Below are 13,830 nucleotides of genomic sequence, written 5' to 3'. Positions count from 1 at the left end.
GAAAAATAAAATGCAATTTAATAAATTATTAGACAATGTTTCAACATATGAAGCTGGAAAACCAATAGAATTAGTTGTAAGAGAGTATGGAATAGACCCAAAAGAGGTAGTAAAGCTAGCTTCAAATGAGAATCCTTATGGTACAAGTCCAAAAGTTGTTGCTAAAATTGAAGAATTAGCTAAAAATATGTATTTATATCCAGATGATTCTATGTTTGAATTAAAAGATGCTTTAGCAAAAAAATATAATTTAGATAGTTCAAATATCATCATAGGGTCTGGAAGTGACCAAATTTTAGAGTTTTGTATCCATGCAAAATGTAAATCAAACTCAAATGTTATTATGGCAAAAACAACATTTGCTATGTATGAAATTTATGCAAAGCATGTTGGAGCAAATATCTTAAAAACTCAAAGTAGCCAACATAATTTAGAAGAGTTTAGTAAATTGTACAAAGAAAATGGAGCAGATGTAATCTTTTTATGTATACCAAACAATCCTTTAGGAGAGTGTTTAAATAAAGATGAAGTTTATGAATTTTTAAAAACAATAGACCAAGATACTCTAGTTGTAGTCGATGGAGCATACCAAGAATATGCTGCTTTTAAAGATGAGAAAAAAAGAATTTGCCCAAAAGATTTGATAAATACTTTTCCAAATTGTGTATATTTAGGAACTTTTTCAAAGGCTTATGCACTTGGTGGAATGAGAGTTGGTTATGGATTAGCAAAAGAGAATATCATATCAACTTTTTACAAAATTAGAGCACCTTTTAATATCACAACTTTAAGTTTAGCAGCAGCTATTGAAGCTTTAAAAGATGAAAAATTTGTAAATGATTGTATAGAAAAAAATTTTATCGAGATGAAAAGATATGAAGAGTATGTAACAAACAAAAACTTTGAGTATATTCCTTCATATACAAACTTTATTACTATAAAACTTGGTGATAAATTTATATCTAAAGTTGTTGCTCAAAAACTACTCGAACTTGGAATGATTGTAAGAGATTTAACAGGTTATGGTTTGAATGCAATAAGAGTTACAATTGGAACAAATGAACAAAACACTAAACTATTCAAACTATTAGATAAAGTTTTAGAAGAGTTAAAATAGAGTTTAATTATGGAAATAAAAGGTAAATCACTAAAAGAATTAGAACAAATATCCCAAGATATTAGAGATAGAATTATTGATGTTGTATCACGAAAAGGTGGGCATTTTTCATCAACTCTTGGTGCAGTTGAATTAACTATTGGTATGCATTATATTTTTGACTCAAATAGTGAGCCTTTTATTTTTGATGTTTCTCATCAGTGTTATCCACATAAACTTATCACTGATCGTTGGGAAGAATTTGAGACAATTCGACAGTTTGGTGGACTTTGTGGTTTTACAAAACCAAATGAGCATAAAGCTGACTATTTTGTAGCTGGTCATAGTTCTACTTCTATTTCTCTAGCTGTTGGAGCAGCAAAGGCTATTAAGCTAAAAGGTGAAAAAAAAGTTCCAGTTGTTATGATAGGAGATGGTTCTATGAGTGCTGGAATGGTATATGAAGCGCTAAATGAACTTGGAGATTTAAAACTTCCTGTTGTAATAATACTAAATGATAATGAAATGAGTATAGCAAAACCAATAGGTGCAATATCAAAATATCTTTCAAAACTTTTAGCTGGAAAATTTTATCAAGGTTTTAAATCAAAAGTTGATAAATTTATAAAAAACAATATGCCAGAAGGTACAACATATTTAGCTAAAAGAGTTGAAGGTTCTTTAAAGCTTATAACTCCTGGAATATTATTTGAAGAAATGGGAATAGATTATATAGGTCCAATAGATGGGCATGATATAGAAGAGATTATAGAAACTTTACAAATTGCTAAAGATATGGGTAAACCAGTTATCGTTCACGCAAGAACAATAAAAGGTAAAGGATATAAGATAGCTGAAGGGCATCACGAACATTGGCATGGCGTAGGACCTTTTAATGTAGAAGATGGTGAATTCATCAAAAAATCTTCACAAAAAAGTGCCACTGCTGTTTTTTCAGATGCTTTACTAAACCTTGCAAAAAAACACGAAAATGTTGTTGGAATAACTGCTGCAATGCCAAGTGGAACAGGAATGGATAAACTAATATCTGAATTCCCAAATAGATTTTGGGATGTTGCAATAGCTGAACAACACGCCGTTACTTCAATGGCAGCTATGGCAAAAGAAGGCTTTAAACCGTTTGTTACTATTTATTCTACTTTTTTACAAAGAGGATTTGACCAAATAATTCACGATGTCTGTATTATGGCTCTACCAGTAGTTTTTACTATGGATAGAGCAGGAATAGTAGGAAATGATGGTGAAACTCATCAAGGAGCTTTTGATATAAATTTCCTAAGATTTATACCAAATATGATTTTATTTGCTCCAAGAGATAATGAAACTTTAGAATTAGCCCTTGATTTTGCATATACTTTAAATAAACCATGTGCTATTAGATATCCAAGGGGTTCTTTTAAAGAGTTAGAATATCAAGCTTCACCTTTTGAATTAGGTAAATCAGAACTTTTAAAATCTGGTACTTCAAATAAACTTTTTGTAGCTTATGGAAATGGAGTTTCAAAAGCTATAGATGTTGAAAAACTACACAATGAAGATATAGCAATCTTAGATTTAAGATTTGTAAAACCTTTAGATATCGATACTTTGATTAATTTATCTACAAAATACAATAGTTGGTATATTTTTAGTGATTCTCAAAAACAAGCTGGAGTTGCTAGTGCTATCTTAGAAATATTGAATCAAGAGAATATTAAAAATATTAGTATTAAATCTTTTGAATATGAAGATAGTTTTATTGAACATGGAGATACAAATAAAGTTGAAGAGTCTTTGGGTCTTTTGCCATCACAATTAGTAAAACAAGTGATTAAATAGGACAAAAAGTATCTTGTATTATAAGTTAAATTTATAATTTTATTCCAAAAAATATATAATTTTAACTTTCATTTAATAAAAATTATCCTATGATTTATTAAATCATTTAGGAGGATTTTAACTATGAAACTAAAAATTTCTTTGGCATTACTTTTAGGTGCAAGTACATTATTTGCAAATCAAGCTTTAATTCAAAAAGCAAAAAATAGTGGTTTAGAAGCTATTCCAACTGATAAAAAAGAATGGATGAAGTTGGTTGATACTGATAAAAACAACCCAATAACAGATGCAAAAATTGAACTTGGTAAAAAACTATATTTTGATCCAAGACTTTCAAGAAGTAATTTAATCTCATGTAATACATGTCATAACTTGGCTTTAGGTGGAGCAGATGGAGTTCCAGCAGCTATTGGTCATGGTTGGACAGCAAACCCTCACCATTTAAACTCTCCAACAGTTTATAACTCTGTATTCTTTAAAGCACAATTTTGGGATGGAAGAAGTCCACACTTAGCTGATCAAGCTCAAGGTCCAATTCAAGCAGGTCCAGAAATGGCTGCACCTCCAGCACTTGTAGAAGAAAGAATTAACTCTATTCCAGCTTATGTGCAAGAATTCAAAACTGCATATGGTAAGGATGTAAAAGTTGATTTTGAAACTATTACTTCAACTATTGCATTATTTGAAAAAGTTCTTGTAACTCCATCAAGATTTGATGAATTTTTAGAAGGAAATGACAAAGCTCTTACAAAAGATGAACAAGAAGGATTAAATATATTCTTAAATAAAGGCTGTACAGCATGTCATACAGGAATTGCTCTTGGTGGAACTATGCAACCATTCCAAATTGCAAAACAATATACATTTATAAATGTAGGTGATTTTTCAGGTGATGAAAATGGTATGGTAAAAACTCCATCTTTAAGAAATATCACTGAAACAGCTCCATATTTTCATAATGGTCAAATTTGGTCATTAAATGAAGCAGTTAAAGAGATGGGTTCTGTTCAATTAGGAATCAATATTAGCGATGCTGAAGCTTCAAAAATAGTAACTTTCCTAAAATCTTTAGAAGGTAAAAAACCAGATATTACGTATCCAAAATTACCAGCTTCTACTGATAAAACTCCAAAACCAACTTTTGATTAATAAACTTTATTTCCAAGCCTAAGCTTGGAAATAATACCCATAAATAAATCTTGAGATTTTAAATTTTTAGAATTTTAGTACATATTTAGCAAAGATTATATTGCTTGAAAATTGACTTGCTTGTGCTTTGTAATCGTATGAGATATTTATATCATTTGTTTTATTTATATCCTATTCCTGCTTCATAAGATCATCTTCCGTTATCTTGAAATATCATCTAAAAAATAGACAAAAAATTTCACTAAACTTTCGCTATTTTTTCAAAATTAAATTTTAATAACGAAAATTTAGCGACAAAAATATATTATAATATTTATATGAATTTAGAAAACTTGAAACACTTATCTATTTTATATGTTGATGATGATGAAATTCTTAGAAATTCTACACAAAATATATTATCAACTCTTTTTGAAAATGTTTTTGTCGCTAAAGATGGCGAAGAAGCCATAGAAATTTACAATAAAAGCCATATACATATTTTGATGTTAGATATAAAGATGAAAAATATGAGTGGTATTGATGTTGCAAAATATATCCGTGCCATAGATAGTAAAATTCCTATTTTTTTGGTATCAAGCTATACAGATGTAGAAGATGTACTTGAAGCCATCAAACTCGATTTAGTTGATTATATAAAAAAACCTTTTAGTTTTGAAGAATTACTAAATACTCTTATTAGATGTTTATCAAGAATAGATAGTAAATATTTGATAAAAAATAATTTAGGAGAAAATGCCTTTTATGATTTTTTATCAAAACAGTTAATTTCAAATGGAGAATATATTACTTTAACAAAATCTGAAATAGATGTGATAGAAATATTTTTACAAAGAAGAAATAAACTCATCAGCTATGTAGAATTTGCTCATATTTTAGGAGAGAATATTTCAGAAGTTGCTTTAAAAAATATAATATACAAGCTTAGAAAAAAAATAGGCAACAACTCTATACAAAACTTATCAAAAATAGGTTATATATTAAACTAAATGAGATATATATTTTTACTTCTAATCTATTTATTATCTCTTGAAGCAAATGATAGTCTTATAATAGATTTTAGTAAAAATGACGAATTAAATCTATCTCAAAAAATGGTATATTTTTATGAAACAGATGATTTAACAACTGCTTTTGATATTTTAAACTCTAAAGAAACAAAGAGAGTTGTTTCTCCAAATTTAGGATTAGTTTTTGATAAACCAATTTGGACAAAAGTACAAATTCAAAATCCAACAAATTCACAATTACCTATATATTTAATAAACCCTCTTCCTCTATCTGAATCTATACAAACCTATATCTATAAAAATAAAGAGTTGTTGTATGAATATTCAAGTGGTTTATTAGAGAAGATAGATGACTACAACAAATGGTGTAGATTTACAAATATAAAACTTATTTTAGAACCAAACTCTTTATATGAGATTGTTACAAAAGTAGATAACAATAAAAATAGCACTCAAATAGAGTGGATTGCTATGAGTGAAGAAGGTTTTAATAAGTTTTTATTTTTAGATTATTTTATTTGGGGAGTTATTTTAGGTGGTATGTTTTTACTACTTATTTTACATATATTATTCTTTTTTACTATAAAAAACAAAAGTTTTATAAGCTATATTATCTATATTTTTATGGTTTGGATTTATTTTTTTGTAAATAATGGCTATTTAGCTTTACTACTTGAAAATGGTATATATAATCTGATTTTATCACATTTAAGTGCTTATGCTATTTTTTTGGTATATATGACATTTTTAGATGAATATATGAAATTTAGACAAAAAAGAATTTATTCTTATATATTAAAACCTATGTATGTTTACTATATTTTTATTGCTTTTAGCAGTTGGGTAATAATATTTTCTCCAGCCATATATAAATATGACTCTATTTATTTTATCCTTACCTTTGTTTCTATGGTAATTTTGATTGTTTTAACTTCTATTGAGATTTATAAAACTAGGACTATACAAACTTTTTATATTTTGTTGGGACAAATAAGTATTTTTGTAGGTTATATTTTAATATTTTTATCTGCTTTTCAAAAAATCCCTGTTACAACAAGTAGTCAAAAATTTTTTAGCTTTTTTTTATTTTTAGAGATGATTTTATTTACATTTGCAATTTTTATTCGATTAAAATATATAGTTGATATGAAGCAAAAAGGGGAGAAACTCATACTTAGCCAATCTCATTTTAGCTCTATTGGTCAAATGTTAAAAAATATAGCTCACCAATGGAAAGTTCCAGCAGTACGACTTGGAACTTTGATTACTGAAATAGAATCAATTTTGTTTAATCATAAAATATTTGACCAAAAGATAAATAACATCATAAAATCTATGAGAAGTAATATTAATTTTATGGAAAGTACTATTGTAGAATTTACTCAATTTTACTCTAAAGATGAAAAAAGAACTATTTTTAACCCAATAGAAGAGATTTTCAATATAAAAACTATGCTAACTGAAAAGATAAATTTACAAAATTTAGAAATAAACTATAATACCGATTTGGTAAATCTTCAATTAAATGGAAATCCAAAATCTTTTGCACATATTGTTTTGATTTTGATTGAAAATATTTTAGATATTTCAAAAAGAGAAAATATTTCTTCACCAACATTATCAATTTTTTATGAAGAAAATTCACATCATACATTTATTCATTTTCAAGATAATTGTGGTGGAATTAAACAAAAACCAATAGAATCTATTTTTGAACTTGAAGTGAGTTCATATCAAGATAAAAATAGAGGTATAGGTTTATCGATAGCTAAAATTTTAGTTGAAGAAAAACTCCAAGGAAAATTATCTGTTTTAAATGTAGAAAATGGAGCAAGATTTACTCTTCAAATAGAAAACTTGAGTAAATAATCTATAAAAAAGCCAAAAGCTTTTCTATACTCAATCCCATAGCTGTACTCTCATATCCTTTAACACTTTTTATATAAGGTTTACAAAATCCTTCAACCATTATAGCTCCTGCTTTTCCAAAGCATTCGCCACTAACAAGATAGTTTTTCATATCTAGTTCATCAAATTTAGCAAATTCATATGTAGTAATTGACATATCAATAAGTTCTATATTTTTTGATTTGTAAATCATACAAGATATTACACTTGTTTTATTTCCACTTTGAAGTTTTAACATAGATTTTGCATCGTCATAATCTTTTGCTTTTCGTAAGAGTTTTCCATCGCAAGTAACTACACTATCAGCAACCAACAAAGGCATATCATCAACTCCATATTGTTTAAAAAGTTCATCAAATTTTCCTTTTGTAGCAATATAACAAAACTCTTTTGGATTTTGTGTTGTTATACTATCTTCATCAAAACTTCCACCGTTTTGTACAAAATCTATTCCAAAATCTTTTAATATTTTTGCTCGTGTAGGAGAGTTTGAACCAAGTCTTATCAAAATTTATCCTTTTTTATCGCAATTATACTAAGTTTTTATATAATACGATTTTAATATTTTATTAGGATTTATAATGCAAGTCGTCCAAAGAGTTTCAGGAGTTTTGATATTTTTATCATTTATATTTACAATTTATGCATATTTTTTTCAAGAAAACATTTTATTATTTGCCATCATATTTATTTGGATAGCTTCAACTATACTTTTTTTTACTCTAAAAAAAAGAAACCTTATATATATTCTTTTATCTCTTAGCTTTATATCCTTTTTATATAGTTATTTAAATGGCTTTTATATCGACTTTTACAAAGCTTTTAGTGTAAATCAATATCTTCTAACTTTACTTATCGCTGTTGGATTTTTAAAGCTTATAGCAACTCCAAGAAAAGAGAAAAATAGTGATTTACCAAGAGGAAAAAGCTCTTTTTTAAAAACATATTTGAGTGTTCATCTTTTTGGTTCAGTTATAAATCTATCATCTTTGCTTTTAGTTGCAGATAAGATGTACAAAAAAGCTCCTTTGAGTTCTTCTCAAATAGTTTTATTAACTCGTTCTTTTGCTAGTGATGCTTACTGGTCACCATTTTTTGTAGCCTTTGCAGCTGCTATTACTTATGCTCCAAATCTACAAACATATACCATAATATCTTTTGGATTATTTCTAGCATTCTTTTCATTTTTAATAACATATTTTGAAATAAACAATAAAAGAAAGTTTGATTTAGATAATTTTTATGGATATCCATTGTCTTTGCAAACTTTGTATTTACCACTGATATTAGCATTTTTTGTACTTTTAACTCACTCTTTTTATGAAGATTTAAAAATCATAGTTTTAATATCTAGTTTTGCCTTTTTAATGACTCTTTTTATACTTCCACTAAAAAAAGGTTTTTTTGAAAGTATAAAAATCTTAAAATTTTACATAATAGATGAATTACCAAAAATGAAAAGTGAAATATCTTTGTTTTTAGTTGCTGGATTATTTGGAATATCTGTTGGTTCAATATTAATAGGTCTTAATTTTACTCTACCTTTTGAAATTTTTGATTATAAAGTAGCTTCAATACTACTTTTTATATTTATAGCCCTATCATTTGTAGGAATTCACCCTATTATTTCTATATCAATTTTAGGAGATTTTTTTACCAATGCAAATCATACTTTATTGGCTATGACTTTTTTAATGTCTTGGGCAACAACAGTTTCAACTTCTCCAATATCAGGATTAAATCTTACTATGAGTTCAAGATACTCTTGTAGTGCAAAAGAGATTTTTAAACTAAATATCTTCTATGCTTTAAAAATGTATGTTGTTTGTGTGATTTTTCTTTTTGTATTGTCTAAATTTTTGGGAATTTAAGAGTTAAAAGAGTTTATTTTAAAACTCTTTTTGCTGTCCAATATCTATTTTTAAAATAAACATTATCCAGTTCAGAAATAGTTACTCCAATTTTTGTAGAAGAGTGCATAAACTTACCATCTTCAATATATATTCCTACGTGCTTTGTCTTTCCAGTATGAAAAAATACCAAATCACCCATCTGTAAATCGCTTTTTTTAACAGTTTTTCCTACTTGAACTTGTGATCTTGTATCTCTTGGTAGTTGTAAATTAAACTTCTCTGCTAGTGCTATTTGTACAAAACCAGAACAATCAATCCCTTTTTTGCTATATCCACCTATTCTATATTTTGTGCCTTTCCACTCATCGTAAAAGCTAAATAATTTATCATTTATCTTTTTGTCTTTAGACATATAGTTTGAATATGTAACATCTTCTAAAAATGTATGTTTTTTAAGATGTGTTTGTTGTTCTTGATTTGAGTTATATGTGTTGTTTTGAAAATTTGAAGCATCTACATTTTTTTGACTTGAAGTTGTGGCACAGCCTGTAAATACGGAAGAAAATATTACAATAGATAAAAAACTTTTCCTTATATTCATACATTTCCCTTTTATTTTTAGTAAAGTTGTTGAGTATATAAAAAAATTACCTATTTTGTCAAGTAAAATTTATAAAATTTTTATATCTTTACTACGATATTTTGTATCTATATAAAAAAGGTAAGGAAAAACTCCCTACCTTTTTATTTGCAAATTTCAAGATAATATTAGTTTGTAATACCATCTGAAATTGGTTGTTCAACTTTAACTTGAACAGTTTGATCTCCAACACTTCCACTATAAACATCAAATATTTTATTATCTTCAGTTATAGTAGATTGAGATTTTGTCCAATCATTTTCACCTTTTAATGCAACCTTATCGAAAGCATCTCCAGAAATCTTGATAGTATTGTCATCTCCACTCATTTTTAAAACATCATCTAAAGTTAAACTTAGTTTATTTTCTTTTCCATTATCTAAATTTATCTCTGTAATATTTTTTAGATTTGAGAAATTTATATCTCCATCTTCTTTGAAGTTTATAATTCCATCTTTGATTTGATCCTTATTTAATTCAAAGTTAACACTAATAGAACCTTTATCTCCATCTTCATCTGAAACATTTACTTTAAATGATTTTGTTGCATCTTCTTTAATATCTATACCATTTCCATTATAAGCATATTTTCCTGTTGTAAAATCAAATAAAAGTTTACCTTCTCCATCAAGTTTTATTCCACCTATTGGCATTGTATCTTTAGTATAAATTTGATTTCCAACTTCTATACTATCAATAGTAACTTTACCATCTCCACCAGAGAAATTATCTGTTACATCTCCAAATACTGTACCTTCAACCGTACTTAACATAACAGTTTCAATAGAAGATGGCTCATTAATTACAATTACTTCATCATGAGACATTACTTGTACTGATTTTAAATATTTAAGTGCATCTGCATTATTCTCAGCTGTTCCAACACCTATAACTTTTAAATCTATATTATTTTTATTTATAAATGTTTTCCAATTTACAATTGCCGTATCACTATCGCTATCAACTGCTTTTTGTTGAGAAGTAGTTTGAGGTTGACCATCTGATATAAAGTAACCAACAGTTTTCGCATCAGCTTGTCCACTTCCTGATATATTAACTTTTCCAGTTGTTTCTAAAGCTTTTGCATAATCTGTAGAATCAGCTTTTAATGATATTTTAGTTGTGCCTTCATAAATATTGAAATTTTTGTCTATTGATAAGCTCTTAATATATTCTATAGCTTTATCAGCACTCATCCATCCCTTATTTAAAGCTCCATTTGCAAATAAAGTTATATTAACCATAGTATTTCCAGCTGCTTTATATGTTTCAATAGTTGAAATTAAAGACTGTTTTACTACATCTAATCTAGTAATACCTTTTTCTTTGTCTATAATAGCACCATCTCCGTATACAGCCATAGAACCTGAAATATCTACAGTAAGGACTAAATTTGTTTTTTCACCTTTGTTTACAGTTATATTACTTGTTTCATCAACTGTAGTTACTGTTGCATCACTTGCTGTTGTAACTTTGAAATTTTGTCCATCTTCATTATCTCTAGTCTCAGTTGCTTTTGCTTCTATTTGAAGATTGATATCTCCTTTATAACTTTGTGGAACTTTCATAGTAAGAGAATCTGAAATATCTTTTATACCAGCTGGAACTTTTACTGTATAACTTCCATCACTATTTTTTGATACTTCATATGTACTACTTTCTAATGTAGCAGTTTCTGGCACATTTTTGATAACTACAGTTAAAGTTTCACTTCCATCTCTATCAGTAAGTGAAGCACCAATATCAACTTTATATTCATAAGCCAATATTGATTCATCTTTTTCACCAAATGTTTTATCATCAAATGAAACTTGTTCAAAATTTGTTACCTTAAGTGCCATATTCGTATTATAATAATCCTTAGTTATATAAAATTCTTTTTGTGCAAATCCTTCACTATCTTCATTTAATTTTGCAAATGTTTCCCAAGAAATCATATATATACCGCCACCATTAATATGTATTGTCCCGTATTGTTTTCCTATATTTTCATCTTTAGTATATACATAATAATCTGTAGAGTTTCCTTTTAGATATAAAGTGTCAAATCCTTTTCCACCATCTATTGCATTTTGATTTCCTGCATTCCAATTTGTTGGCTCATATCTAAATCCATCATCTCCTTCTCCAAGGTCTACTTTTGCAAATTGATTATTGATTTCTCCATGAATTTGCACAAAATCATTTCCTGCACCCGTTGAAATACTATTATTACTACCATTAATATTCCCATTAATGATTATTTTATCAGAGCCTGTTCCTGTAACAATACTTCCTTCGAAAGTTCCACCAATGCTAATAGTATTATTTCCATCTCCTAAGTCAATACTTGATTTATTTTGTACATTTTGTCCTACAATAAGAATATCATCTCCACTTCCAGTTGCGACACTACCAGATAATACTCCACCTACACTAATAGTATTATTTCCTGCTCCTAAGTTAATTGAACCTTCTGCACTTTGGTTTACTATAACTTTGTCATTACCTTCAGCAGAAGCAAGAGTTCCTTTAAATCCACCAACAAAATCTGCCTCATTATTTCCATTTCCAAGATTTAATGCTACATTTGAATCTTGGTTAAAAATAACTTTATCATTTCCTAAACCAGTATTTATAACTTTACCATTATTCACACTTGCAAATCTTAGTGTATCATTACCATCACCAGTTGTTACACTTCCATTATTAAAGTTTTGGAATGTCTTATCAATATTTCCATTATTAAATACTAGATCTTTGTTAATATCCTGAGAGTTACTTCCCCAATCATTTACTGCTTTTTCAGTAGTTAATAATTTTAATTCTTTAATAATAGAATTGCTTCCACTATTTCCACCATTTGTATTTCCATTGATACCTATTGTTGTTTCTCCAAGTTTAGTCACATTTATACTTGTAATTGGGGCATCAGCAACTGCTTTTACAATGATATCTGTTGTATAATTCCCACTAAAGTTTCCATTTCCATTACTTACACTAAATTTAAAGTTTCCATCATCATCTGTATCTTTATTTGGTACAAAGATCACATTACCTTTATTTATTTGTGAAATATCTACAATATCTGATACTTTTATTTCTACATATATTTTATTTTCACTACTTGTATATTCTGCTCTATCATTTATAGAACCAGTATATTCTGATTTTAATACATATATTTTCCCATTCTCTGGTAGTTCAGTGAATTTTATTTTTGCAACATTTTGGTTGTTATCTCCAAAATCTGTAGATTTTAAAGTATAAGATGTATCTTCAAGTATTGTTATACTATCATTTCCAGCTTGTGGGCTTAAAGATGATACTATCGTTGTAGATGCACTACTATAATCAACTTTTTCAAAATTTCCTTGTACATCAGAAACTGTAGCTGTTAAATCTGTTGTACCATCTGTTCGTACAGATACTATTGCTTTTCCATCTTTATCTAAATTTACATTACCTTCAAATACTATGTTATTTGCACCATCTACTATTTTTACATGTGCTGTTGGAAAAGTAGTTTTGAAATCATATTTAGATGGATCTGGTATATTTGAAGTTTCTATTTTAAATGCCACTTCACTGCTTCCTACAATAGTTGTACTATCACCATCAACTACTTCTTTATATTTAATAGAATGTATTAAATAATCACTTCCTGCACCATCTGCACTAAATACTGCTTTTGTAAATGTTACATCACCTGCTGGTTTAAATGTATATACTAAATCTACATTATCTGTACCACCTTGAGTTTTTACTGTTTCTTTAAGATTGCCATATTGGTCATAGTATTTAACTGTTGCTTCTGTATCATTTCCTCCACCACTAACTATCGCATATCCTACTTTGTCATTTCCATTATAAAAATCTACTTTAGCTGTTTCGCCGTTGTGTCTCCAAGCAAATGCAACATCAAGTGTTTGAATAGGATTTTTAAATTCTACTTCTATACTTTCACTTAGATATTTTCCTGTTTCTTGATCTTTTACAACTCCAATTTCACTTGTATGTCCACTATATACTTGATCAGTTTGACCTAATTTACCTGAATTTGTTTCAGCTATACTTTCTACACCAAAGCCTGATGGACCTGTATGTGTAGAAATCTTTGCAGCATTTCCATAAGGATCTTTTGCTGTTACTGTAAATCCTTGATTATTTTGTAGGTTATCTGTTGTAATTACTTTTTCTGTTGTTTCAATCGCTGTGATTTTTACTGTTGTTGTATCTACATGATCTGCAAACTCTTTTGCTGTTGCATTATTTACTGGATTTAATTTTTCAAATTTTGAGTTATTTGTTGAACTTAAATCTGTTGGTGCTGGTACATTTGTTACATCTTGGTAA

Annotated in this window: 9 protein-coding genes; 6 read left to right on the top strand and 3 right to left on the bottom strand. The window is 27.8% G+C overall.

All coding sequences use genetic code 11. From position 1 onward, the window contains the following. The first annotated feature begins 10 nt into the window (after positions 1–10). The 5 genes from hisC (at position 11) to CRU91_RS10495 (ending at position 6,963) form a co-directional block, all read left to right on the top strand. Positions 11–1,117 carry a histidinol-phosphate transaminase gene (hisC, locus tag CRU91_RS10515; RefSeq protein WP_113895182.1) on the top strand — a complete coding sequence of 369 codons (1,107 nt, stop codon included), beginning with the start codon at positions 11–13 and terminating at the stop codon, positions 1,115–1,117. Positions 1,118–1,126: 9 nt separating this feature from the next. Then, positions 1,127–2,935 (top strand): 1-deoxy-D-xylulose-5-phosphate synthase, encoded by a 1,809-nt coding sequence (gene dxs, locus CRU91_RS10510; RefSeq protein WP_113895181.1) that lies wholly within the window; start codon positions 1,127–1,129, stop codon positions 2,933–2,935. 123 nt (positions 2,936–3,058) lie between these two features. Then, complete coding sequence (locus CRU91_RS10505) at positions 3,059–4,084, top strand: cytochrome-c peroxidase (RefSeq protein ID WP_113895180.1); 1,026 nt, start codon at positions 3,059–3,061, stop codon at positions 4,082–4,084. Positions 4,085–4,401: 317 nt separating this feature from the next. Beyond that, positions 4,402–5,073, top strand: coding sequence for a response regulator transcription factor (locus CRU91_RS10500; protein ID WP_113895179.1), 672 nt, complete (start codon positions 4,402–4,404; stop codon positions 5,071–5,073). Beyond that, complete coding sequence (locus CRU91_RS10495; RefSeq protein ID WP_113895178.1) at positions 5,074–6,963, top strand: sensor histidine kinase; 1,890 nt, start codon at positions 5,074–5,076, stop codon at positions 6,961–6,963. A gap of 1 nt (position 6,964) precedes the next feature. Here CRU91_RS10495 and maf read toward each other — a convergent pair whose 3' ends face one another. Continuing rightward, on the bottom strand, positions 6,965–7,510 hold the full coding sequence (gene maf, locus CRU91_RS10490) for a septum formation inhibitor Maf (protein ID WP_113895177.1): 546 nt from the start codon (positions 7,508–7,510) through the stop codon (positions 6,965–6,967). Between the two features lie 73 nt (positions 7,511–7,583). On the opposite strand from maf, the gene CRU91_RS10485 reads away from it, so the two are divergent. Then, positions 7,584–8,873: a tellurium resistance protein TerC gene (locus CRU91_RS10485; protein WP_113895176.1), complete on the top strand. Its 1,290-nt coding sequence runs from the start codon at positions 7,584–7,586 to the stop codon at positions 8,871–8,873. Positions 8,874–8,886: 13 nt separating this feature from the next. Here CRU91_RS10485 and CRU91_RS10480 read toward each other — a convergent pair whose 3' ends face one another. Then, the gene (locus tag CRU91_RS10480) at positions 8,887–9,456 is read right to left on the bottom strand and encodes an NlpC/P60 family protein (RefSeq protein ID WP_113895175.1); all 570 of its coding nucleotides are present in this window, start codon (positions 9,454–9,456) and stop codon (positions 8,887–8,889) included. Between the two features lie 167 nt (positions 9,457–9,623). Further along, positions 9,624–13,830 (bottom strand): hypothetical protein (locus CRU91_RS12290; RefSeq protein ID WP_113895174.1); only part of this gene is annotated, 4,207 nt, incomplete at its 5' end.

The sequence above is a fragment of the Aliarcobacter vitoriensis genome (assembly GCF_003316695.1).
Taxonomy (GTDB): domain Bacteria; phylum Campylobacterota; class Campylobacteria; order Campylobacterales; family Arcobacteraceae; genus Aliarcobacter; species Aliarcobacter vitoriensis.
The sequence above is the reverse complement of the archived record's forward strand: the minus strand, read 5'-3'. Positions and strand labels throughout refer to the sequence as shown.

What these genes read in the sequence shown, in the direction of transcription:
- hisC (WP_113895182.1), top strand. Translation starts at nt 11, where the DNA reads ATGCAATTTAATAAATTATTAGACAATGTTTCAACATATGAAGCTGGA.
- dxs (WP_113895181.1), top strand. Translation starts at nt 1,127, where the DNA reads ATGGAAATAAAAGGTAAATCACTAAAAGAATTAGAACAAATATCCCAA.
- CRU91_RS10505 (WP_113895180.1), top strand. Translation starts at nt 3,059, where the DNA reads ATGAAACTAAAAATTTCTTTGGCATTACTTTTAGGTGCAAGTACATTA.
- CRU91_RS10500 (WP_113895179.1), top strand. Translation starts at nt 4,402, where the DNA reads ATGAATTTAGAAAACTTGAAACACTTATCTATTTTATATGTTGATGAT.
- CRU91_RS10495 (WP_113895178.1), top strand. Translation starts at nt 5,074, where the DNA reads ATGAGATATATATTTTTACTTCTAATCTATTTATTATCTCTTGAAGCA.
- CRU91_RS10485 (WP_113895176.1), top strand. Translation starts at nt 7,584, where the DNA reads ATGCAAGTCGTCCAAAGAGTTTCAGGAGTTTTGATATTTTTATCATTT.
- CRU91_RS10480 (WP_113895175.1), bottom strand. Translation starts at nt 9,456, where the DNA reads ATGAATATAAGGAAAAGTTTTTTATCTATTGTAATATTTTCTTCCGTA.